24 protein-coding genes are annotated in these 21,575 nt (G+C 59.4%); 15 read left to right on the top strand and 9 right to left on the bottom strand.

Going from position 1 to position 21,575, the window contains the following annotated elements; genetic code table 11:
* The first annotated feature begins 47 nt into the window (after positions 1-47).
* Together J2S62_RS12370 and J2S62_RS12365 are read left to right on the top strand one after the other, a co-directional pair.
* Positions 48-1,571 carry a molybdopterin-dependent oxidoreductase gene (locus tag J2S62_RS12370; RefSeq protein WP_310175180.1) on the top strand — a complete coding sequence of 508 codons (1,524 nt, stop codon included), beginning with the start codon at positions 48-50 and terminating at the stop codon, positions 1,569-1,571.
* Positions 1,572-1,583: 12 nt separating this feature from the next.
* Complete coding sequence (locus J2S62_RS12365; protein ID WP_310175178.1) at positions 1,584-1,808, top strand: hypothetical protein; 225 nt, start codon at positions 1,584-1,586, stop codon at positions 1,806-1,808.
* On the opposite strand, the gene J2S62_RS12360 is transcribed toward J2S62_RS12365, so the two are convergent.
* The 5 genes from J2S62_RS12360 to J2S62_RS12340 form a co-directional block, all read right to left on the bottom strand.
* Positions 1,805-2,455 carry a response regulator transcription factor gene (locus J2S62_RS12360; protein ID WP_310175881.1) on the bottom strand — a complete coding sequence of 217 codons (651 nt, stop codon included), beginning with the start codon at positions 2,453-2,455 and terminating at the stop codon, positions 1,805-1,807. The two genes, J2S62_RS12365 and J2S62_RS12360, sit on opposite strands and share 4 nt — an antisense overlap.
* On the bottom strand, positions 2,413-3,552 hold the full coding sequence (locus tag J2S62_RS12355; RefSeq protein ID WP_310175176.1) for a sensor histidine kinase: 1,140 nt from the start codon (positions 3,550-3,552) through the stop codon (positions 2,413-2,415). Before J2S62_RS12355 ends, J2S62_RS12360 begins: the two co-directional genes overlap by 43 nt.
* 4 nt (positions 3,553-3,556) lie before the next feature.
* Positions 3,557-4,363 carry an ABC transporter permease gene (locus J2S62_RS12350; RefSeq protein WP_310175174.1) on the bottom strand — a complete coding sequence of 269 codons (807 nt, stop codon included), beginning with the start codon at positions 4,361-4,363 and terminating at the stop codon, positions 3,557-3,559.
* Positions 4,360-5,289 (bottom strand): ABC transporter ATP-binding protein, encoded by a 930-nt coding sequence (locus tag J2S62_RS12345; protein WP_310175173.1) that lies wholly within the window; start codon positions 5,287-5,289, stop codon positions 4,360-4,362. Before J2S62_RS12345 ends, J2S62_RS12350 begins: the two co-directional genes overlap by 4 nt.
* A gap of 68 nt (positions 5,290-5,357) precedes the next feature.
* The gene (locus tag J2S62_RS12340; RefSeq protein WP_310175172.1) at positions 5,358-6,167 is read right to left on the bottom strand and encodes a tryptophan-rich sensory protein; all 810 of its coding nucleotides are present in this window, start codon (positions 6,165-6,167) and stop codon (positions 5,358-5,360) included.
* A gap of 151 nt (positions 6,168-6,318) precedes the next feature.
* Between J2S62_RS12340 and J2S62_RS12335 the strand changes: the two genes are divergently transcribed.
* Genes J2S62_RS12335 through J2S62_RS12300 form a run of 8 tightly spaced genes read left to right on the top strand, consistent with a single transcriptional unit; the run spans position 6,319 to position 14,116 of the window.
* Positions 6,319-7,386 carry a polyprenyl synthetase family protein gene (locus J2S62_RS12335; protein ID WP_310175171.1) on the top strand — a complete coding sequence of 356 codons (1,068 nt, stop codon included), beginning with the start codon at positions 6,319-6,321 and terminating at the stop codon, positions 7,384-7,386.
* Positions 7,387-8,265 carry a phytoene/squalene synthase family protein gene (locus tag J2S62_RS12330; protein WP_310175169.1) on the top strand — a complete coding sequence of 293 codons (879 nt, stop codon included), beginning with the start codon at positions 7,387-7,389 and terminating at the stop codon, positions 8,263-8,265.
* A gap of 3 nt (positions 8,266-8,268) precedes the next feature.
* A complete protein-coding gene (gene crtI, locus J2S62_RS12325) occupies positions 8,269-9,903 on the top strand; it encodes a phytoene desaturase family protein (protein WP_310175167.1) in 1,635 nt (544 codons plus the stop codon).
* A gap of 12 nt (positions 9,904-9,915) precedes the next feature.
* Positions 9,916-10,269, top strand: a complete 354-nt coding sequence (locus J2S62_RS12320; RefSeq protein ID WP_310175165.1) for a lycopene cyclase domain-containing protein — start codon at positions 9,916-9,918, stop codon at positions 10,267-10,269.
* Entirely contained in the window at positions 10,259-10,606 is a 348-nt protein-coding gene (locus J2S62_RS12315) for a lycopene cyclase domain-containing protein (protein WP_310175163.1), read from the top strand. The genes J2S62_RS12320 and J2S62_RS12315 overlap by 11 nt, the downstream gene beginning before the upstream one ends.
* Positions 10,593-11,315, top strand: coding sequence for a class I SAM-dependent methyltransferase (locus J2S62_RS12310; protein ID WP_310175161.1), 723 nt, complete (start codon positions 10,593-10,595; stop codon positions 11,313-11,315). Before J2S62_RS12315 ends, J2S62_RS12310 begins: the two co-directional genes overlap by 14 nt.
* Positions 11,312-12,886, top strand: a complete 1,575-nt coding sequence (locus J2S62_RS12305) for an FAD-dependent oxidoreductase (RefSeq protein WP_310175159.1) — start codon at positions 11,312-11,314, stop codon at positions 12,884-12,886. Before J2S62_RS12310 ends, J2S62_RS12305 begins: the two co-directional genes overlap by 4 nt.
* Before the next feature lie 6 nt (positions 12,887-12,892).
* The gene (locus J2S62_RS12300) at positions 12,893-14,116 is read left to right on the top strand and encodes a cytochrome P450 (RefSeq protein ID WP_310175157.1); all 1,224 of its coding nucleotides are present in this window, start codon (positions 12,893-12,895) and stop codon (positions 14,114-14,116) included.
* Here J2S62_RS12300 and J2S62_RS12295 read toward each other — a convergent pair.
* On the bottom strand, positions 14,113-14,577 hold the full coding sequence (locus J2S62_RS12295) for a pyrimidine dimer DNA glycosylase/endonuclease V (RefSeq protein ID WP_310175155.1): 465 nt from the start codon (positions 14,575-14,577) through the stop codon (positions 14,113-14,115). The genes J2S62_RS12300 and J2S62_RS12295 overlap by 4 nt on opposite strands.
* A 2-nt stretch (positions 14,578-14,579) precedes the next feature.
* A complete protein-coding gene (locus tag J2S62_RS12290; protein ID WP_310175153.1) occupies positions 14,580-15,803 on the bottom strand; it encodes a ferrochelatase in 1,224 nt (407 codons plus the stop codon).
* 135 nt (positions 15,804-15,938) lie between these two features.
* Between J2S62_RS12290 and J2S62_RS12285 the strand changes: the two genes are divergently transcribed.
* The 4 genes from J2S62_RS12285 (at position 15,939) to J2S62_RS12270 (ending at position 19,286) form a co-directional block, all read left to right on the top strand.
* On the top strand, positions 15,939-16,514 hold the full coding sequence (locus J2S62_RS12285) for a MarR family winged helix-turn-helix transcriptional regulator (protein ID WP_310175151.1): 576 nt from the start codon (positions 15,939-15,941) through the stop codon (positions 16,512-16,514).
* 201 nt (positions 16,515-16,715) lie between these two features.
* Positions 16,716-17,207 carry a protoglobin domain-containing protein gene (locus J2S62_RS12280; protein ID WP_310175879.1) on the top strand — a complete coding sequence of 164 codons (492 nt, stop codon included), beginning with the start codon at positions 16,716-16,718 and terminating at the stop codon, positions 17,205-17,207.
* An 87-nt stretch (positions 17,208-17,294) separates the two neighbouring features.
* A complete protein-coding gene (locus tag J2S62_RS12275; RefSeq protein ID WP_310175149.1) occupies positions 17,295-18,032 on the top strand; it encodes a sulfite exporter TauE/SafE family protein in 738 nt (245 codons plus the stop codon).
* A gap of 96 nt (positions 18,033-18,128) precedes the next feature.
* On the top strand, positions 18,129-19,286 hold the full coding sequence (locus J2S62_RS12270) for an FUSC family protein (protein ID WP_310175148.1): 1,158 nt from the start codon (positions 18,129-18,131) through the stop codon (positions 19,284-19,286).
* A gap of 19 nt (positions 19,287-19,305) precedes the next feature.
* On the opposite strand, the gene J2S62_RS12265 is transcribed toward J2S62_RS12270, so the two are convergent.
* Complete coding sequence (locus J2S62_RS12265) at positions 19,306-20,193, bottom strand: patatin-like phospholipase family protein (RefSeq protein WP_310175146.1); 888 nt, start codon at positions 20,191-20,193, stop codon at positions 19,306-19,308.
* A gap of 430 nt (positions 20,194-20,623) precedes the next feature.
* Between J2S62_RS12265 and J2S62_RS12260 the strand changes: the two genes are divergently transcribed.
* Complete coding sequence (locus tag J2S62_RS12260; protein ID WP_310175144.1) at positions 20,624-20,821, top strand: helix-turn-helix domain-containing protein; 198 nt, start codon at positions 20,624-20,626, stop codon at positions 20,819-20,821.
* A gap of 71 nt (positions 20,822-20,892) precedes the next feature.
* Here the strand turns inward: J2S62_RS12260 and J2S62_RS12255 are convergent, their stop codons facing one another.
* On the bottom strand, positions 20,893-21,441 hold the full coding sequence (locus J2S62_RS12255) for a hypothetical protein (RefSeq protein WP_310175143.1): 549 nt from the start codon (positions 21,439-21,441) through the stop codon (positions 20,893-20,895).
* Positions 21,442-21,575: the final 134 nt, after the last annotated feature.

The raw sequence follows: 21,575 nt of genomic DNA, 5'->3' as shown, positions 1-21,575 counted from the left end.
TCCAGACCAACCAAAGACCGACCACGGTGAGCCCGGAGGAGTACATCATGGAGGCAGATTTTCCCTTTTGGCTACGCGCCTCCCACCTGTTCAATTTCGTCCTCCTGGGCATCTTGATCCGCAGCGGATGGGAAATCCTCGCCTCGCTGCCCAGACTGTGGTGGCGCAATGATTCCAAACCCGGGACCGAATGGTTACGTTTCACCAAGCGGAAGCTACCTACCGAAGAGGGCGTCTACACCTCGCTGATGGACGAGCGCTCGATGTCGCCCTTGCTGTCGTTACCGGGCCGGGAAAACATTGGCCTTGGACGCCACTGGCACGGCCTGGGCGTCATGCTCTGGGTGCTCAACGGCCTGTTCTATGTGATCATGTTGTTTGCCACCGGACTGTGGACGCGCATCATTCCCACGTCCTGGGACGTGTTTCCAGAAGCCTGGGAGTCGCTGACGATTTACGCGGGTTTCGGTGTGCCCTCAATCGAGCACTTCCAACCCTATGACGCCCTGCAAATGCTCACCTACACAGGCGTCGTCTTTGTGCTGGCACCGCTGATGATCCTCACCGGGCTGGCAATGTCGCCCGCCATCCGGTCGCGGTTTCCGTGGTACCTGAAAATTTTTGGTGGCGTCCAAGTGGCCCGCTCACTGCATTTCATCTGCCACACAGCGTTCATTATTTTCCTCATCATGCACGTCGGCCTGGTGTTTCTGGTTCACCCCGAATACAACTTGCCACACATGATGCTGGGGATTGAAGCCAATCAGCCGGAATACTATGCGCAGGCGTTCACGGTCGCCCTGCTCGGCATCGTCGTCGTCATCGCATTTCTGATTGGCCTGAGCTACCTCAGTTTGGCCAACAGACCGCGAGCACAACGCTTCCTGGTCGCTGCGACCGAACCGGGCCGTCAACTGTTTCTGAATTGGATGCGCTCGCGGATGTCGAAACAGAAAGTCTTCACCGAAAAAGACATTTCGGAGTTCCATTGGACCAACGGGCTACCACCGACCGAGGATGAATCCCCCGAATGGCTCGCCCATCGGGACGAGGACTGGGCGGACTGGCGGCTTGAAGTTGGCGGCGAATTAAGCGGTGAAACCATCCAGTTGAGCCTGGCAGACCTGCAAGCCATGCCGAAACAGGAATACATCGGCATTCAATCGTGTATGCAGGGCTGGACCGCCACGTCAAAGTGGGCGGGAGTGCGGCTCCGCGACGTGCTCGACTTATTGGGCCCACGGCCCGAGCAGGCCAAGTATGTGCTCATTGAATCCCACGGCCTCGCCCAGGTCATGTACGACAACCGTCCGCGAGAACCGTTCTATTCGGTCATCCCACTGCGCGACGTCAACGAGGATGACACGATCTTGGCCTATGAACGCAATGATCGCCCGCTGGATGAGCATCTGGGGGCACCGCTCCGGTTGCGCGTGGAGTCCAGCCACGGGTACAAGATGGTCAAATGGGTGCGCAAAATTGAATGGGTCACCGATTACGCCGATATCGGTGACGGTAGGGGCGGCACGCGTGAAGACTCCGCGATGCAGGCTTTCAACGGGCGGATCTAACCGGGAGGTCTTATGATTACCAGCACCATTTATTTCTTGGAAGGCGCGCTAAGCAACGCGGCCACTCGGTCCATCAAAGGGCAGGTATACGATGTCCCTCGGGTGGGTGGAGTGGCTTTCGAAGTCGAAGCTGGCAAAGACACCTGCATGATCCTCAAGCACAAGGACGATGAGCCCATCGACCGAACCGCACTCGAAGCTGCCGTTGCCAAAGCGGGCAACTATCGCCTGCTCTAGAGCCAGCCGTTTTGCTGTGCCACCCGGGCGGCTTCGGTCCGGTTTGCGGTCTGCGTCTTCCCGATCGCCGACGACAGGTGATTGCGCACCGTGCCCTGTGATAAGTGCACCTGGGCTGCAATATGTTTGACTGACGAGCCAGTCAGCGCAGCCTTGAGCACATCGCGCTCGCGGTCCGTCAACGGATTGGTCCCGGCGCTCAAGGCTTCGGCGGCCAACGCCGGATCGACCGCGCGGCCACCGGCATGTACGGTGCGCACCGCTTCGGCAAGTTGTTCCGCGGGGGCATCTTTGACCATGAACCCGCGCGCTCCTGCCGTCATCGCGCGCTGCAAGTACCCTGCCCTGCCAAACGTGGTGACGATCAAGACGGCGACCTCGTCACCGAAGGCCGCGGTGATGTCTGCAGTGGCGGTGATGCCGTCAACCTCGGGCATTTCGATATCCAATACGGCCACATCAACTTGGTGTTGTCGGATGTGTTCGACAATCTCCCGGCCGTCGGGCAGTTGGTGAACGACGTCGAGGTCAGCCTCCAGATTCAACAGGGCGGCCAGGCCGGCACGGATCAGATGTTGATCATCGGCTAGCAGTAACCGGATGGTCACAGGCGCACCTCCACACGAGTTCCAGGATTGAGATGGAATAATTCCAGACTACCGCCGGCCGCCGTGACTCTGCGTTGCAGCCCGGCCAAACCGTGATGGTTCACCGGGTTCGTGTCATGGACGCCGTCCCCGTCGTCATCGATTCGCAGGACCACACCGGCCTCCTGGTGTGTCATGCTGATGGTGCACGTTGTAGCGTTGGCGTGTCGCAACACATTGGTCACGGCTTCGCGGATGACCCATGCAAAGACTTGCTGTTGCACCAGCGTCAGGCGAGGTAGGGTTTCGGGGCGCTGAAAAGTCACTCCGGCTGCGGTCAGTCCGTGGTGGGCCTTGTCAAGCTGTTCCGTCAGGTCTGGGTGTTGGAGGTCGGTGACGGTGGCGCGGACCTCGGATAATGAGCGCCGGGCCAACGCCTCGATGTCCGCGAGTTCGGTTTTTGCGGCATCCAAGTTCGTGTTGAGTAAGCGTTGGGCCAGTTGAACTTTGACGGTGATGGTGGTCAGCGAATGCCCCAGCACGTCGTGAACGGTGGAGGCCAGCTCTTCGCGCTGGGCAGCCAACGCCAATTGCTCGGAGCGCTCTTGCTGGGTGGCACCCATCTCGATGCTGATGCGGATGAACACCATGATGATCGCAGGGGACCCGACCGAGGCGAGGAACCAATTAGCGTAGTCATCAAGATTGCCCAGTACCACCACGGCCACCGCGGCCAAGAATAATATGACCACGGCGATGATGCCGGTTGCCAGCCGGTGGTTGAAGATCCACTGGGCCATCAAATACGGCACGATGTTGATGATTGCCGTGGGCGTGACTTGGGCCATGACAAGACCCAGCGCAATCAGGGCCAGGGTGTACAGCAGGGTGTTGACGTGGCGGGAAGCCCGGGCCAGCGGCTCGGGGCGCAGAAACCCGAAGAGATAGACGACGGGGAACGCGACCAGTGCCGCCCATCCCGTGATTTGGGCGGGCACCGGGGCGGTGGATTCGAGGAAACCGATGATCGTCCACCCCAAGAACACCAACCAGATGCCTGCGGTGAAGATGATGGCCCGACGTTCAGCCGTGGTCGTCGGTGGATCGGGTAGGTAGCTGGTCTGGCCGGTCGTGGTGATTTTAGAGATGATGCTCATACGGTTAGCGGGCCGTTCTGCGGCGCACGGCCATCAGGCACATGATCCCGAAGATGACCGTCCAGCCGCCGATATTGGTCAACAGTAGCCACATGGATTCAAATTCTACTTCGGCCCCGGCTTGCATCGGGATCAGCATCCCCTCGGTTTGGGGCCAGCGGGCCAACATGGCTGGACCGTACAGCGGGGTGAATTTGGCGATATCGAGCAGCGCGCCGCCCAGCGGGATGAACAGGTTGCCAAAAAATGCAAACAGCACCAGGAACCCGGAGGCTGCACTGACGGCAGTTTCTGAGCGGAACAGCAGGGCAAACGCCAGGCCATAGAGTGAGAACGGGATGGCAACCACCAGACACAGTGCCGCCGATGCAAACCAGTGCCAGATCGAGTCGAATTCCGCCCCCGTGACGGCGCCGGCGATGTAGACAATGACAATCGGGCTGATGGCCATCAACAGCGCCATGAGCATTTTGCCCAGGATGTAGTTGGCTTCGGTCAGACCGGTCATGTTCAACTGACGGCCCCAACCCGTCGTCCGCTCGACCGCGGCCGAACCGGCCATCGCCGTGGTGGAGATGACCGCCCCGTAGACGGCCATCGAGGTCATGACATAAGCCGAAACGTTGCCGTAGCCGGCGGGCATCTCGCCTTGGTCCATGGCGACGCCGAACATCAAATACATCGCTGCCGGCAGGATGATGACGAAGAAGGTGGCATCTAGCATGCGGAAATTGCGCCAGAATTCCCAGCCGACAAACCGCAGCAGAATCTCTACTTGGGATTTTTGGGGGCGTTGGAGTGAAGTGGTCATGACGCAGTCTCCTGGGCATGGTGATCTTGGGTCAGGTCGAAGAACGCTTCTTCGATCCCCGGTTGGGTGATCGTCAGATGGCGGATTAGCCCAGCCGATAACAACTTGGCAGCAACCCAATCGGTCTCCGCGGTGGTGAGATGGATGCGTTGCGTCGTGGCGTCGTAGTGCAGCCCTTGGGTTGCGGGTCCGACGGTGTCAGCCCAAACATACGGGTCGATATCCGAGACCCACTGCGCTGACAGTTGGCGCGGCATATCCGCGGTCATGTCAGCCACACTGCCGTCGGCAATCACGCGTCCTTGAGCCATCAACACCACTCGGTCTGCGTAGTCGTCGGCTTCGCGCAGATAGTGGGTGGCAAAGACGATGGTACGACCCCGCCTGGCTTCGGCGTGCATCGTGGCCCAGAAATCGTTTCGAGCCGTCGCATCAAGGCCCGCGGTTGGCTCATCTAAGATGAGCAGTTGCGGATCAGTCAGTAACGCGAGCGCAAAACGCAGGCGTTGCCGCTGCCCTCCCGAACACTTTTTGACCTTCCGAGTCGTGAAACTCATGACCCCTGCGCGGAGTATCACCTCGTCAATCGGCAAGTGCCAGCGATGGCAGGCAGCGATCATCCGAATGGTTTCTCCGACCGTCAGGTCATCAAGGAGGCCACCATCCTGGAGCACTGCGCCGACCATGCCGTTGCTGGCTGCAGTTTTAGCAGAGTTACCAAATGTGCGGGTACTGCCTTGCGTGGGCTCGGTGAAACCTAACACCATATCTAACAGGGTGGTCTTGCCAGCTCCGTTGGGACCCAGTAACGCGAGCACTTCGCCGGGGTGGACGGCCAAACTGACGTCATCGACCGCGAGAACCTGGCCGAAGCGTTTGGTGACCGCGTCTAACGTAATGGCTGGGGCAGTAGCTGAAGTATCCATACCTCCAGTGTCCCGCGCCATGCCAGTTTGCGGTACTGCCGCGAATCACGACTTAGCCATGACGAATGTCATGGTCTCCAGGTGGTTTTCGCGGTTCTCCGTTCGACCATAATGCGCACCCAAATCGCCGTAGCTAGCACGAGTGCTGCGGCAATGCCGGCGGCCCAGACGAGGATGAGTGACTCATATTCGCCGCTAGTTCGAGCCACCGCAATCCAGGCAAGACCCCAGCTGATCGCCAATGCGGGTGCGATCCGGCCCTGGTTGAAGATCTCCAAACTGATGCCAATGGCAGCCACCACCGCAATCACGGCCACGGCGGCCCACTCCCATCCGGTGAACGTATCTAATCCCGTGACCTGGGCAATCAACGCGGCGGTATTGGCCGTGGTCGCCACCGTGACCCATCCCAAGTACAGGCCAAAGGTGCCATCGGTAATGATCCGGTCGGTGTTGGTCGACGGCTTGCCGCTGCGCAAAATGAACAAGATTCGAATCAACACCAGCAGCAGTATCACGATGACGATCACACTGCCCCAAATGCTGTCGAGCTGCACCACACCGAGCCAGGCGGCGTTCAGAAGCGCTGACAGCGCGGCCCAGGGACGTAGCCGTGCGTGTCGCGCCGAGGCACGCTGTTTGGGCAGCAGCTGGTAGATCGTATAGAGCACCAGGCCCGCATAGATCACGCTCCAGATACTAAACGCCGGGCCGTCGGGCGCAAACGGTGTGGCATCGGCAGATAGGGCCCCACCTGCGGCTTCACTGACTTCGGTACCGCCCATGGCGCCACTGCCGATAAACGCCAGCACAATAGCGGCCACTACAGCCACTACCGTCACGATCGGCATGAACCAAGAATTCACTCGCTGTTCCACCGGTTCTTTCCTCCTTATGCGATGCTTTTCTGATAGCAACTGCTAGTATTGTTAGCCAGGCTAGTAATTTCGCTCACCTTGAGTGCGGAGTTCGACGAAACAGGCCAAAGTTCCGTTCGCTGCCGACACTACTATTTGATCAGGAGGAGCAATGAGTATCCAGGTTCAGCTCATCCCCCAGACCAAGCCCGGTCAGCAGTTGCAGCGGGAATTTGATCGCCGTCTCGAGGCTATCTTGTGCGAACAGACCCGCACCGCTCCCACGCCGCAAATGGCCGCCCTGTGGCAACAAATCATCAAAGCTACTTCCGGGGGGAAGCGAACTCGCCCGTTGCTGGTCAACCTTGGCTACCAGGTCGTCGCCACTGACCAGGACACGCGGCTTTTGGATATCGGATGTGCGTTTGAATTGTTGCACACCGCGCTGGTCATCCACGACGACATCATTGACCAAGATTTCATTCGACGCGGCCAACCCACCCTGTCAGCCCACTATCGCGATGCAGCACTAGCCCAAGGTAAGTCACAGGCCACCGCCGAGCATCTGGGGCATTCGGCGGCCCTGCTGGCCGGGGACGCCTTGATTTCTCAAGCGCTCCAGCTGCTCCACGCCGCTTGCCAAGATCTAGCATGTGGCCAGCGCATGATCGATGTCTTTCACAGCGCGATCCAACAGTCAGCTGCGGGAGAGCTCGACGACGTCATGTTCTCGGCGCACATTGAATCTCCTGATCTCGACGATGTACTGCAGATGCATCGCCTCAAAACTGCGGCCTATTCTTTCGAAGCACCGCTGATAACCGGCGCGCTGCTGGCCGGCGCGACCGACGAGATTGTAACGCGCCTGTCAACGTTCGCGAACCTTCTTGGTAGCTGTTATCAAATTATTGACGATGTGCTGGGGACGTTTGGGGATGCTGAAACCACCGGCAAACCCAACGACTCGGATTTGCGCGAGGGCAAAATCACCGTGCTGATCGCACTGGTCGAAAGCATTGAGTCCGCAGCCGGCACCGTGGAAGCCTGGCGTCACGGGGAGGTCAGCAACGATGCGATGCGTGCCCTGCTCATCGCTCATGACATCGAAGCCAAAGCGCGAGCGCTGGCCGATGAGTGTTGCCAGCAAGCGCGCGCTGAACTTGCCCAGTTACCCCTGAGTAAAGCGGTCCGCACGACGTTTGACCAGCTCATCGACGACCTGCTGCAGAGGAACACCTAAATGAAACACCCCACCGCGCTGCACCGGTACACCTCCGCCGCGATCTCCAGCTCCGGCAAAGTCATCACCGAATACTCCACCTCATTTGGGCTCGCGAGTCGATTTCTGGGCAAAGCAGCTCGGCGCGACATCGGCAATATCTACGCGCTGGTGCGCTTAGCCGATGAAATCGTCGACGGCGTCGCCCACGAAGCAGGCCTGGACACCGAGACGATCGCGATCGAACTCGACCGGTTAGAAGACCAGACCGAAGCTGCTTTAAAGACCGGTTACAGCACCAACCTCGTGGTCCACGCATTTGTCACCACGGCCCGCACACACGACATTGGTCCTGAGCTGACGCGACCCTTTTTCCGGTCGATGCGCGCGGATTTGCACCGCTACGAACACACCGACGAAACCCTGGACGACTACATTTACGGTTCAGCAGAAGTCGTGGGACTGATGTGTTTGGCAGTGTTTCGGAACATGCCCGGCACCAATACCAGCGATGACGCGATGCTCGTGACTTCTGCCCGACGGCTCGGGGCGGCGTTTCAAAAGGTGAACTTCCTGCGCGACTTAGCAACCGACTACGCCGCACTGGGACGCTCGTATTTTCCCGACGTCGACCCGGCAGCCTTCGAAGAGACCAAAAAACGCCAATTGGTCGCCGATATTCGTGCTGACCTGGACGCAGCCAAACCGGGTATCAAGCGGCTCGATCCGCGCGCCCGCATCGGAGTGGATATGGCCCACCGGCTCTTCAGTGCTCTGACCGATGAACTCGATGCCCGCCCGGCCGATGAACTGTTGTCACGCCGCGTGCGCGTGAACAACACTCGGAAATTGACCATCGCCGCACAAACCGTATCCACACACCTGCTGAAGAAGACCTAATTCATGCCCCAAACCCACACCACGCCAGCGAAACCCACCGCCATCGTCATCGGAGCGGGCGTCGCTGGACTCGCAACCGCGGGCTTACTAGCCCGAGACGGCTACGACGTCACCGTCTTTGAAAAACAGCACCAGGTCGGGGGACGCGCCGGAGTCATTGAAGACGCCGGATTCCGCTGGGACATGGGGCCCTCCTGGTGGCTGATGCCCGGCGCCTTCGAACACTTCTACAAGCTGATGGGCACCACGGTCGAGGAGGAACTGGAGCTGGTACATCTCAACGAACCGGCCTTCCGCATGTTCACCGAAGACCACCCGCCCCTGGACGTGACCACCGGTACTCAAAACCTTCTGGAGTTATTTGAGCGCCTCGAACCCGGAGCCGGGCAGAAAGTTCAGCAGTATCTTGCCGGGATGGAAACCGACTACCGGTTAGCCATTGAACAGTTCCTCTACACGAACTTCACCGAATTGCGCGGCCTGACCACCGCACAGATTCTGCGACGGTTAGGCCGGCTAGCACGCAAACTCACCCAATCCATCGAATCCGACGTCGCAGCCCATTTCGACCACGTGCAGCTGCGGCAGTTGCTGACCTATGCCGCGGTGTTTCTGTCGTCGGCACCGAAGATCACGCCCGCGTTTTACGGGATCATGAACTACACGACCCTGATCGAGGGGGTGGCCTACCCGATGGGTGGGTTCGGTACGTTTGTCGACTCGCTGCACCGGTTAGCGGTCGATGCTGGGGCGCAGATTGTCACCGGGGCCACCGTGGAACGCATCCACGCCCAGGCCAACGGGCACCCGAGGCGTCACGTGTCATCGGTGACCTACCGGGATGCCACCGGAACACACCAGCAGACGGCCGATATCGTCGTATCCTGTGCCGACCGGCAGCACACCGAAGCACAACTGGTCGATGACCAGCGCGCTGCGCGACCCAAATACTGGAAGCGCCGCAATCCGGGGCTGTCCAGCGTGCTGGCCTATCTGGGAATCGAAGGCGAACTGCCAGAACTGGCACACCACTCGCTGTTCTTCAGCCAAGACTGGGACCCAGATTTTACCGCCGTGTTCCCCAACGATCGCACCAAGGCCAGCACGGATCGCAGCACGTTTTCGCGCTCGCTGTACGTCTCCCGACCTTCGGCCACTGATCCCAGTGTGGCCCCGCAGGGTCACGAAAACGTGTTCCTGTTAATCCCGGTGCCGGCGATGGACGATGGGATCGTCGGCGACCTCAACCACCCCGAAGACGCCGAAACCACAGCCATCGTTGATCAAGCCATCGAACTGGTTGGTCAACGCATCGGAGTGCCGAACCTGGCCGATCGCATCGTGGCCCGCCACACCGTTGGTCCCGGGGATTTCCAAGACCGCTTCAACGCCTGGCAAGGCAACGCGCTGGGCCTGGCCCACACCCTGGCGCAGTCAGCGTTTTTCCGCGGCGCCAATACCTCCAAGCACGTTGACGGACTGTACTTCGCCGGAGCGACCACCGTGCCCGGTGTGGGACTCCCGATGTGTCTGATCTCGGCCGAAAACGTCATCAAACGCCTGCGCAACGATACGACCACCGGCCCCATACCCACGCCCCTGCAGCCCACAGCTGCCCGCATCGCTCACAACCGATAAGGAAGGAAGATCTTGGCTCAATACGAGTACCTGATACTGATGGCCGCCTGCGTGGCCATCACCCTCCCGTTAGAATTTTTCCTGCGCGCCAGAGTGTACCGACGACCCCTGCTCATGCTCCCATCGGTCGGTGTGGTCGTGGTCGTGTTTGGGCTGTGGGATCTGTTGGGCATCGTGCGTAACCACTGGACCTACAACCCCGAATTCATCACCGGCATCCACATCGGCCCGATGCCGTTAGAAGAACTCGTGTTCTTCGTCGTCATCTCGCTGTGCGCGCTGCTCAGCTACGAGGGCGTGTCCACCGTGCTGCGGTTCTTTGCCAAACGGAAAAACCGGGAAGGGAGCGCCACCGATGCTGCCTGAATACACCATCCTGACCATCATCGGCATGATCGTCGTGGTGTTGGTTGAACTGTTTATCGTCCGCAGCGGGATCTTCCGCAAACCCGCCTACTGGATTGCCCTGGGCATCTGCCTGGGCTTCCAAATCCCGGTTGACGGGTACCTGACGAAACTGTCGAACCCCATTGTCATCTACAACCCGGACATGAATTCAGGCATCCGGTTCCCCTGGGACATCCCGATCGAAGACTTCGGGTTCGGGTTTGCGATGCTGACCACCGTGATTATGGTCTGGCAGGCGCTGAAGAATCGGCGTGCCCGACTCGCTCAGGAGGCGCCCGCGCATGCTGCTCAGTGACGCCTTCACCTCCTCAGCACGCCGGTATGACCTGCTGACCCGACTGAACCCGGGGTATCAGCGCGAACTACGCCGGGCCGCTCGCCAGCTGGCCGCCATGCTCGACGCCACCAGCCGCCCGGTGATCTGGGACCTGGGCTGCGGCACCGGACTGAGCACCAAAGCCCTGCTGAAGACGATGCCGCACGCCAAAGTCATCGGCGTGGACGCCTCGGCCGGGATGCTGGCAGCCGCACGCGCCAAAGACTGGCCCGCGGGCACGGAATTCGTGTTGGATCGTGTCGAGAACCTGGTGACCAATCCCGCTCCAGAATTAACACAAACGCCCGACGGCGTATTTGCCGCCTATCTGTTACGCAACCTCCCGGCAGAAGACCGCACTGAGGTCCTGGCAAAGATTCGGGAGTTTATGGGACCGGATTCGCCGCTGGTCCTGCATGATTACTCGGTGGCCGACTCGAATGTGGCGCGGGCGAAATGGACGCTGGTGTGTTTCCTGATCGTCATCCCGCTGGCGGCACTGACCGGCGCGAAGACCTCGCTCTTTACCTACCTGTGGCGCTCGGTGATGGATAACGACTCAACCGCCAATGTGCTCAAGCGGCTCACCCAAGCCGGCTTCCGCGACGCCGCGGTCACGACCGCCAAGGGTTGGCATCGCAAAGTTCTCTACACCTATACCGCTCGTAATCAAGGAGCCCGTGAATGATTCGTTCACCGCATGCTGTCCCTAACGCCCCGAGCGATCCGCACGCTGAACGCATTCTGGCCCACCGTGGCCACGACACCGTGCAGGACCCTCGCACCGTGGCCGTCATTGGCGGGGGCATTGCCGGACTCGCCGCGGCCACAGGCCTGACCGAACGCGGCGCGGACGTCACCATCTTCGAAGCAGCACCGCAGCTGGGCGGGCGGGTCCGGTCCTGGCCGGTGGGCGATGACCGGAATATGAGCCGCGGATTCCACGCGTTCTTCCGCCAGTACTACAACCTGCGAGCCCTGCTGCGCCGCACCGACCCGGCGATGGACCAGTTGACGCCGATAGCCGACTACCCGCTACAAACCGCAGCCGGACTGACCGACTCTTTCGAATCCATCCCGCGCACCCCGCCATTCAACCTGGCGGCTTTTGTACTCCAGAGCCCCACCTTCCCGCTGACCGGCTTGGCCCACGTCGACCTGCCCAGCGCCTTTGAACTCATCGACCTAGAATTCCCTGAGACACTGCACCGCTACGATGGGGAGTCCGCCGCGGACTTCCTCGACCGGCTGCAATTCCCCGACGGCGCCCGCCACCTGGCACTTGAGGTCTTCGCACGCTCATTTTTTGCTCACCCCGATGACTTTGCGGCCCGCGAGCTCGTGACGATGTTCCACACCTACTTCACCGGCTCTGCCGAAGGGCTGCTGTTTGATGTGCCCGTCGACGACTTCAACACCAGCCTGTGGGACCCCCTGGGTGACTACCTGCGCGCGATGGGTACCACCATCAACCTCGAGTCTCCCGTAGATACCCTCAGCCAACACGACGACGGATGGCAGGTCACCAGCCCGCAGGGGATCGCCGCATTCGACGCGGTCGTGTTAGCGGCGGACCCGCGCAACAGTCGCAAACTCATCGCGGGTCTCGAACCCGACAGTGAACCGGTGACGACCCTTCAAGACCGGGCGTCACGCCGTCGCAATGCGCCGCCCTTTGCCATCCTGCGCCTGTGGCTCTCCGATACCGTCAACCCAGATCGTCCGGCTTTCTTAGGCACCAGCGGCTACACTGTGTTAGACAATATTTCGGTGCTTGAACGCTTCGAAGCCACCGCCGCACAGTGGACCCGCACCCACGGGGGATCGGTGGTCGAACTCCACGCGTATGCGGTCGACGGTCCGGCGGACCCGAACTCAGCACAAGGCAAAACCATCCGCGACGCGCTGCTGGGGGATATGTACTTCGTCTTCCCTGAAACCCGGACGATGACGATCGTGGCCGAAGAGTACCTGCTCGACGACGACTGCGGGCTGGCCGACATCTCACCGTGGCACGACCACCCCGAAGTCATCACCGACATTCCGAACCTCGTGTTAGCCGGTGATTGGATCCGCTGTGACCTCCCGGTCGCGCTCATGGAACGCGCGGCAACCACCGGCTTCCAAGCCGCCAACGCGCTGCTGGCCGACTGGAACGTGACCGGCCATGACTTGGATTCGCCACCGCGCACCGGACTGTTGCGCCGCAGTGCCACCGGTCGTTTCATCCGTCGATTCGCGCTGCCCGAAGGAGCATAATCATCGATGACCCAACAGCACCAGGGCTGCCCATTCCATAGCGCGACCAGTCAGCGCAAGGCGCTCAAACCCGGGGACACCCCCACGGGGCGGGTGACCAAACGGGAATCAATCTGGCGTATCGGCTCGCTGGCCGCCGCCAAGGACGTGTTACTGGCCCGTCACGAGACGATCCAAGCCGGGTTTACGGCCGAATACATTCCCCGCGACGCCTTCCGCAGCCACCCGATTCTAATCTCCGACGGCCCCCAACACGACGAACAACGGCGCAAAGTCGCCCGGTTCTTCGCGCCCAGGATCGTGGCCACCCGCTACGGGACCCTCATGGAGACCGTGGTCGACAAAATCCTCGACGAGGCAAAACGCACCGGGACCATTACTATCGACAAAGTGGCGCTGTACTACACGGTGGAAGTCACCGCCTCAATCGTGGGATTGACCCACGCCAAAGTGCCAGCGTTGGCTCGCCGGTTAGAAAAATTCTTCCGCCAACCCCCGTTGGACCGCAGCAAACCACGCCTGGGTCGCACCAACCGTCAGTGGATGGCAGCCGCCGCCAACGGACTGGGTCCACTGGTCGGGCTGTTTGTGTTCGATGTGCTGCCCGCGGTGCGTTCGAGGACCAAAAACCCTCGTCAGGACGTCATCAGTCATCTGATCGAGCAGGACTCCAACCTGGCAGACATCCTGGTCGAGTGCGTCACCTACGGCACCGCCGGTATGGTCACCACCCGCGAATTCATCACCATGGCCTGCTGGCACCTACTGGACAACGACGAACTGCGGCAACGCTACGTGGCCGCCGAGGAAGACGAACGGCTTGGCATCCTGGCCGAAATTATCCGGCTGGAACCACCCGTGGGCCACCTGTACCGTCGCGTCACCGACAACATCACCGTCACCGACGATGACGAGAGCTACGAATTGTCGCCCGGAGAACTCGTGGATCTGGACATTCGCCAGACCAATGCCGATCCCGATGCATTCGCCGACGATCCATTACAGCTGCGACCGGGTCGAGATCGCGCAAAAGGGGTCCAGGACGTCGGGCTCAGTTTCGGATTCGGCGCCCACGGGTGCCCCGGCCAGCCCCTGGCATTACGAGAAACCGACGCACTGCTACACCGGTTGTTGTCCCTGGAAGTCGCCAAGCGCACCGAACCGACCATCAGCTGGGACGACCTGATTGAAGGCTATAAGGTGCGCGGTCTGACTCTGGATGTGCGCTAGGTGCGTTCCCAGGCTTCGATGGTGCCAGGCACCGCACAAAACAGCGGATGCACCGGAATGAACTCATCGGTGGCATCCAACACGGCCGCATGCTCGGCCAAAAACTCCGGCGAGCGCTGAAACAGCTTGGCTCGTAAATGCGACAGCTCAAAACCCAGCTGCCCGAACGTCACCGGAATCGGCTCAAGCCCACCTGCCGCGCGGTCAGAATCTGGTGCGTGAACAATCCGCGTGGCGTCGAAGCGATAGCCGCGCGATGTGGCTTCTTCCTGGATTCCGGCCAAATAGGTGCCAATCGCCGCCTCGGGGTGGGCGTGGGTTTTGAACCGGTCTAATTGCGGATGGGCGGTGTAGCCGCGGGTCCGTCCTAACAGGACGGCTTGGGCCAGCAGGGCCTCACGCCAACATGCCACCAGACCCTGCCGATCCAACGTTGACGGATGCAACGACCACAACCGCATCCTTACGGCACCAGTCCGGCCGCCGCAGGGCTGAACCCACGACGCGCATTCTCGCAGCAGCCCGGCCGGCAGACGTCATACCAAGGTCCAAGGGTGGTCAGGTGCTCACGATCGGTGACCGGTACGGCATCCATGCGCTCTTGCACCAAATCGACCAGGCCTTTGACGAATTCTGGATGTACCCCGGGGGTTGCGGTCCGCACCGCGCGCAAGCCGGCCTCTTCTGCTGCTTCGATGGCTTCTTCGTCGAGGTCCCAGAGCACTTCCATATGATCACTGAGGAAACCCAGCGGCACGATCACCACGGCTTTAATACCTTCTTCGGGGAGTTCCGCGATGCGATCACACACGTCGGGTTCCAACCACGGCTGCGATGCTGGTCCAGAACGTGACTGATAGACCAGCTCCCACTGGGTTCCAGCCCGAGACGGCAGTTCGAAACGCAATTGTTCCATAATGACTTCACCGACTGCTTTGTGTTGGGCCGCATAAGCTCCGCCCTCGCCCAAGGCCAGTTCTGGTGGGCCCGAGCGCTCACCATCTGCGCTAGGCAATGAGTGGGTTGCAAACAGTACGCGGATTTCTTCGGGTGCCAGTTGTTCGGCCTCGAACTGGCGCAACGCCTTGTCGACCCCTTCGATGAATGGCGTGACGAACCCCGGATGGTCGAAGTATTGGCGGACTTTATCAATCATCACGGTGCCGGCTAGGCCGGTGTTCAAGAGTGCCCGAGCGAAATCCTCGCGATACTGGCGGCAACTCGAATACGAACTGTAGGCACTGGTGGCAAGAGCGAGTAGGCGGGTGTGACCGGCCGCGGCAGCTTCTTGTACCGTGTCTTCCAAATACGGTGTCCAGTTGCGATTGCCCCAGTACACCGGCAGATCCATGCCGCGATCTTGCAGTTCTTTTTCAATGGCTTCGCGTAGTTGCTGGGTCTGGGCGTTGATTGGACTCACGCCACCGAAATGCCGGTAGTGGGTGGCCACCTCTTCTAGACGTTCATCCGGAATCCCACGACCAGCGGTGACATTCCGTAGGAAGGGTAAGACATCCTCTTGGCCTTCCGGTCCACCGAACCCAGCTAACAACAGGGCATCATAACGTTGCGGTGTGGTGACATGAGGCTGGCCGTCAGCGGAGGCTTCAGTGGCAAACGGAACCGAGGTCGAGGTCTCAGCTTGGTCTGGTGCACCATTTTGGGCAGTAGGGTTCTGGTCAGGCATGTTTTCCTCTAGCAATCTGGCGGAGATGGGCACAGACGGGCCACCGCGACACACGGTATTATGAATGCCAGGCAATCGAAATCCCGAGCTGCATCAAGCGACCCAACAATATAGTTAGAACGGCTAATAGTTACCTTGGCTAACAATACTAGGAAATCACCTCAAACGTCTACTCGGCGCACCTCCCGCGATATGTCGATGGTCGACCCACGCGTCATGGATCCTGGCCAAGAGCTCATTTCGTTGCAGGACTATACGGAAGAAGAAGTCGATGAAATTGTTGCGGTCATGGAAGCGATGCGACGGTGGCGTCGCGTCGAGCGCCGTCTCAATGACTCTTCCCGTAAATACATGCAGCTTGGTGAAAATGATATGCGCGCCGTCCGCTACATCATCGCGTGTCAACGCCACGGTGCGCTCGCGACCCCCAGCGATGTTGCCAAACATCTGGGTATCACTACGGCCTCGGTGTCACGGATGATCGACCGACTCGTGGAGGCCAATCACATTCGACGCACGCCTCACCCGCAGGATCGTCGCAGCACCGCCCTGGAAGTCACTGCCGAAACACAAGCAACAGCACGACGTTCAGTCGGACACAACCACGCTCAGCGGTTCCAGGCAGTGGCCGAGCTGACCTCCGAAGAGCGCGCGGCCGTCATCAAATTCTTCGACAGTTTCGTCGCCACCGCTGGCCCCTCAGCCCTATAGCTCAGACTCGTAAGCCGCTCAAGCTGGTTTTGCTTCTCGAGCTCCCTTGTTAGCGTGGTAGATGAGTGTGATATACCGCACTCACACGCAAGGAGGTTGAGATGGCAATTGAAATAAACCCTGACGGTTACACCTACGACGACCCGAACCTACCCGTCACCAGTTGGACGCCAACGACTCGACGAATTACTCACCGATGTGATGTGGACGACCGATGACGCCACGGCCCTGCGGCGTGCCGGTGAAATCCTCACCCCGCGGGTGGCTGACATTCTGGATGTCTGGTACGACTTCATCGGTTCAACCCCGCATCTGGTCACAATTTTCCGCAGACCAGATGGAGAGCCGGATGGCCAGTACTTAGAACGGGTGCGCGGTCGGTTTGAACACTGGGTGATCGATGTGTGCACCCGAGCATTCGATGACCAGTGGTTGGCGTACCAAGAAGAGATCGGGCTGCGCCATCACCCAACCAAAAAGAACCAGACCGACGGAGTGGCTTCTCCAGCACGGCACGTGCCGATGAGCGACATGCTGGCCCTGATTGTGCCGGTCACCTTAACCATTCGGAACTTCCTCGAAGAAGGCGCTTCCGAAAGTGATGAGGTCGAGGCCATGCACCAAGCCTGGTTCAAGACGGTGACGGTCACGCTGGTGCTGTGGGCACGGCCCTATGCAGGAGATCTGTGGTGATGTCTGTACCTCGTTATGTGGGCGAGCGCACGGTTGGCATGGCATAGTCTGGTCAGCAATATCGTTTGACTAGGAAGCTTCTTCACCGTGCTCATTGGCATTCTGCTGCTCAGTTTCATCGCGACCGCCCTGCAACGGATCACCGGACTAGGCTTCGCGATGCTGACCGCACCGTTTGCCGTCGTCGCCTTGGGTACTCACCAGGGAATCATGTTGACCTCCATCCTGGCGGTCTTGGCCTCCCTGTTTATGCTGCCGGGAATGTGGCGCGACATCAATTGGTCCCGTGTGGGATGGATCGGCATTCCCGCGATGGTGTCGATCGTGCCGGCCGCCTGGCTCGGGGCACGCATCGATGGGGCGCTCATCTACTTGCTGGTCGGCGTTTTAGTCATCATTGGGCTCAGTGTCGCACTGCTGATGCGCGGCACGGCGGAACCGGTGACCCATCGACCCGCGCAGATCCTCACGGGCGTGGGCGCTGGAGCCGGAAGCGTGCTGGCCGGTATCGGCGGCCCGGCCGTGACGATCTTCGGTGTGGTTTCGCGCTGGCCGGTGGCCTCGTTTGCTGCCAGTCTGCAACCGATGTGGGTGATGATCGCCTCGGCCACGCTTGCCGGACGTCACTGGTTCATGGGCTCAACGCTGCCCGAGTTGACCTGGTGGATGTGGTTGTTGGCCGCGATCGGTATTGCCATTGGCATGTGGACCGGTCAACGCGCCCTGGGCAAGGTCAATGATCGGGTGGTCTTTGGCGTGGTCGTGATCTTGGCCATGACCGGCGCGGTGCTGTCGGTGGTCACCGGGATAAATCAGCTGCTCTAACCTCGGCACACAAACCACCTTCATATAAGGTGGTTTCGTCAGTGAGCCGTGCTAGTAATGCATGGCGCAAGACGGTGGACAGAGAGGGGCTTGTGCATGACTTCAAAAGAACAACACTCCGATTCTTCGGTCGATCGCGCCACCACCGATGAACTCGAGGACCGCCCCGAGTCCCTGGGCACTCGCATTATCAGGCGACTCAAGGAACCCGGCACCACCTCGGACTTCCTGTTGGCGATTAAAGCCGTCATCGCCGCGACTGCCGCCTGGGCGATTTCGATCGGTGTGCTCGATTCGGAAGTCGCGTTTTTGGCACCGTGGACGGCGCTGCTCACCGTCCATGCCACAGTGCATCGGTCCCTGTCGCGCGGGGCTCAAACCATTGTGGCCACCCTGGTCGGAATGGGGATGGCCTCTCTCATCATGCACTTCTGGGAAGTGAACATCTGGACGTTCGCTTTAGCGATGTTCGTGGGCCTCATGGGCGCCAGACTTTCCTGGATCCGCCACGAAGGCGTAGCCATCGCCACGACCGCGATCTTTATTTTCACCGCCGATGAGCCCATGTTCGGCGACCGGGTTTTGGAATTATTCGTTGGAGTCGGCATCGGCGTGTTGGTCAACATGTTGGTGCTGCCACCGCTCCGGGATAAACAGGCCGGCCGGTATGTGGACAGTTTGAACCGTCGAATGGGTGCGGTCCTCGTCGATATGGCCGATGAGTTCGCCGACAAGTGGGACATCGATCAGGCCGACGAGTGGATCGAAGAAACCCACTCGATGAACGACGAACTCAATTCCGCCTGGCAAATGGTTCGGCTCGCTCGGGAAAGCCGCCGCGAGAACCCACGACGACTGCTCCAGCGTAAGATCCGCGACGAAGACAACGACATCGATTACGAAGAGGTCCTCAATCGTATTGATGAAGCCATCTCGCACTTACGGAACATGACCCGCACCATCCGGGAAGCCACCTGGGCGGTCGGCGATTGGGACAAACGCTTCCGTGAAGGCTGGGTCGAGGTCGCTCACCATCTTGGGGAAGCTATCGCAGACCCCGACGGCAACGTGACGGCTCAGCGTCGACGCCTCAATGAACTGGTCTCAGAAATGTCTTCGGAAGCTGATCTACCCCAGATTCACTGGCCGTTGTACGGTTCGATGCTGTCCACACTGGACCATTTAGGTCGCCTGTTCGACGATGGCACCACGACCCGTGAAACGCGTGAAACACCAGAGGGCCAAGACAACTAACCTGGTCTCCGCCCAGCGTTTAGTCCAGCCCCAAGAACTCCTTGATCGCCGGCATCTCGCGGCGCGCCTGGTCGAGCCCAAGTTCGTGGGCTGAGTGAAGCTTTTTGACGTTGCGCTCCCCATTGGCCACGGGCATCACCTCGGGGATAAAGAGATACGCTTTGCCCGCTCGGTGTAGCTCAAAGAGTTTTTCGCGGGTCTGGTTATAGCGCCACCACCGAGTGAGCAGCGCATCGGCCACCGCTGGATACCTGCGGAAATACGTCAAGTAGAATTTCGGAAACTTTTCGGGAGCTTTGCGATATTCCCGCTCGCGAGTCAGCACGACGAGAAATCGTTCATATCCAAGTTCTTCGGCAATCGACAGCGGCACTCCACCATCGGTACCCAATGCGCCATCAACGTAGGTCCGGCCGTCAATGGGCACCGGAGGCATCACAATCGGCATCGTTGAGGATGCGCGCACTCTGCGCATCAGATCTTCCATCTTGGGCGTGTCTTTTCGTCCCCACCACACGGTGTCGCCAGATTTTATGTCAAAGCCACCAATCCGAAAGTCCGCTCGGTGACGCTGGAAGGCCTCCCAGTTGTACTCCAACGGCATCCCAGGCATGCCGGCATGCTCATAAATGTACTCCGCATGGAATAAACCTTTGCCGCGTAGAAAAGTTCGCCAGTCACCGAAATTTGGGTCAGCAGCAAAATCGGTAAACGACCGGCGCGCTCGCGGACCATCACAGGATAAATAGTTTGCGGTATTTGACGCCCCCGCCGAGATACCGGCTACAAATGGGGCGTGGATGTCTTGCTCCAACAGGGCTACCACCATGCCGGAGGTATAGGAGGCGCGCATACCGCCGCCTTCAAAAATCAGTGCGGTTTCGTCTAGCAGATTGGTGTGCTCCATCCTTTCAGCTTAGATGACCTCACCGACACCCATTCTTTGGAAACGCCACGCACCTCTCCGTCAGTGCAGCGTTTTTAGACCTGGTATGCAGGAGCTTTCAAGCTTCGACCAGTATTGTAAGGCCGATGCGTTACTTAGTTGAGTCGTAGTGGTTGTTGAACGGCTGTAACGCTGTCGAGTTAGTTTAAACCCAAACTGAGACGATCTTAAACTGGTAGATGCCGGGCGGCCAGATAAGGTCTTTGCGCCGAAAAAGCGGTCGAACCCATAGCGGTCTGGTTGCTTTGCGGTTGTTGTTTGTCCTTTCAACTATGCCAGTTGCCTAGATAACACGGTGTAACGTGTTCGCGTATGTGGAAAAGTCTAGGCTGGTAAGGTTTGGTAGGTTAGAATTTGGTTAAAGTAGTTGGTCAATATGCAAGGAGCCATCATGATCGAACCCTGGATGTCCGCCGACGACATTGCCGAACACCTTGGTGTTACCAAGCACACCATTTATGGCTGGATCAATGATCGCTCCATGCCGGCACATAAGATTGGCCGTTTGTGGAAATTCAAAGCGTCAGAGGTCGATGAGTGGGTGCGCACCGGTGGTGCCGCGGTTGTCGAAGAAGACGACGAAAAATAGGCAATCTGACATAAAAAAATCCTGGTTGGTGCTCCTCGAAGCACCAGCCAGGATTTTTTGTGTGTGTTCGCTTAGTTGCTCAGCGGCTGCGGTGTGGGGTTTGTCCACGGATCCTCAACCGGCTGCGATAAACGCCATACAGCGTATGCGGCACCTGCAGTCGCGACGGTAATGCCAACGACGAGCAGGCCGCGGCGAGATTTCTTGTTTTTCTTCGCCTGTTTTTTCAGCTGTTTTTCAGTCTGTTTGGCCCACTGTTCAGCGGCTTTCTGTAATTTCCGGCCCGCCTTCTTATCGCCAGTGACCCGAGTGATGGTGTCGTTGACGAAGTGTGGCAGCTCGGTGGCTTTAATAGCTTTGGCACCGCCGGCGGCAACCGGGGCTAGCTGACCAGCGGCAGTTGGAATGTAGTCATCTTGGACTTTATGTTGGAAGTTCGATGCAGCATCGCCGACCTTATGTGCGGCTTCAGAGAGTTTCTTCGAAGCGGCATCGACAACCGGCGCGGCGCGATGTGCGGAGTCCTGCCACACATGTTCGGCCCAATCCCGAACCTGATATGCGGCTTCAGAGACAGAGTCTCCCAGCGATGGTGCTTTGGACTTTGAGCGTCCGAACATATTTACCTCCAGAATAGGGGATTGACTACCCCTAGGTTACGCTGTCACGTGCTTCCTTGCCACGATCTGCCAGCGATATCGCGCATTTCTTTAGGCCATGGGCGAATGATCTGGTACTTGGACTGACGCAAGAG

Origin of the sequence: Enteractinococcus fodinae (assembly GCF_031458395.1) — a bacterium.
GTDB lineage: Bacteria > Actinomycetota > Actinomycetes > Actinomycetales > Micrococcaceae > Yaniella > Yaniella fodinae.
This window is presented reverse-complemented; position numbering and strand designations above follow the sequence as displayed.

Excerpts from the sequence above, each read along its gene's own strand:
- J2S62_RS12370 (WP_310175180.1), top strand. The coding sequence starts at position 48 with ATGGAGGCAGATTTTCCCTTTTGGCTACGCGCCTCCCACCTGTTCAAT.
- J2S62_RS12365 (WP_310175178.1), top strand. The coding sequence starts at position 1,584 with ATGATTACCAGCACCATTTATTTCTTGGAAGGCGCGCTAAGCAACGCG.
- J2S62_RS12355 (WP_310175176.1), bottom strand. The coding sequence starts at position 3,552 with ATGAGCATCATCTCTAAAATCACCACGACCGGCCAGACCAGCTACCTA.
- J2S62_RS12350 (WP_310175174.1), bottom strand. The coding sequence starts at position 4,363 with ATGACCACTTCACTCCAACGCCCCCAAAAATCCCAAGTAGAGATTCTG.
- J2S62_RS12345 (WP_310175173.1), bottom strand. The coding sequence starts at position 5,289 with ATGGATACTTCAGCTACTGCCCCAGCCATTACGTTAGACGCGGTCACC.
- J2S62_RS12335 (WP_310175171.1), top strand. The coding sequence starts at position 6,319 with ATGAGTATCCAGGTTCAGCTCATCCCCCAGACCAAGCCCGGTCAGCAG.
- J2S62_RS12330 (WP_310175169.1), top strand. The coding sequence starts at position 7,387 with ATGAAACACCCCACCGCGCTGCACCGGTACACCTCCGCCGCGATCTCC.
- crtI (WP_310175167.1), top strand. The coding sequence starts at position 8,269 with ATGCCCCAAACCCACACCACGCCAGCGAAACCCACCGCCATCGTCATC.
- J2S62_RS12315 (WP_310175163.1), top strand. The coding sequence starts at position 10,259 with ATGCTGCCTGAATACACCATCCTGACCATCATCGGCATGATCGTCGTG.
- J2S62_RS12310 (WP_310175161.1), top strand. The coding sequence starts at position 10,593 with ATGCTGCTCAGTGACGCCTTCACCTCCTCAGCACGCCGGTATGACCTG.
- J2S62_RS12305 (WP_310175159.1), top strand. The coding sequence starts at position 11,312 with ATGATTCGTTCACCGCATGCTGTCCCTAACGCCCCGAGCGATCCGCAC.
- J2S62_RS12300 (WP_310175157.1), top strand. The coding sequence starts at position 12,893 with ATGACCCAACAGCACCAGGGCTGCCCATTCCATAGCGCGACCAGTCAG.
- J2S62_RS12295 (WP_310175155.1), bottom strand. The coding sequence starts at position 14,577 with ATGCGGTTGTGGTCGTTGCATCCGTCAACGTTGGATCGGCAGGGTCTG.
- J2S62_RS12290 (WP_310175153.1), bottom strand. The coding sequence starts at position 15,803 with ATGCCTGACCAGAACCCTACTGCCCAAAATGGTGCACCAGACCAAGCT.
- J2S62_RS12280 (WP_310175879.1), top strand. The coding sequence starts at position 16,716 with ATGTGGACGACCGATGACGCCACGGCCCTGCGGCGTGCCGGTGAAATC.
- J2S62_RS12270 (WP_310175148.1), top strand. The coding sequence starts at position 18,129 with ATGACTTCAAAAGAACAACACTCCGATTCTTCGGTCGATCGCGCCACC.
- J2S62_RS12265 (WP_310175146.1), bottom strand. The coding sequence starts at position 20,193 with ATGGAGCACACCAATCTGCTAGACGAAACCGCACTGATTTTTGAAGGC.
- J2S62_RS12260 (WP_310175144.1), top strand. The coding sequence starts at position 20,624 with ATGATCGAACCCTGGATGTCCGCCGACGACATTGCCGAACACCTTGGT.
- J2S62_RS12255 (WP_310175143.1), bottom strand. The coding sequence starts at position 21,441 with ATGTTCGGACGCTCAAAGTCCAAAGCACCATCGCTGGGAGACTCTGTC.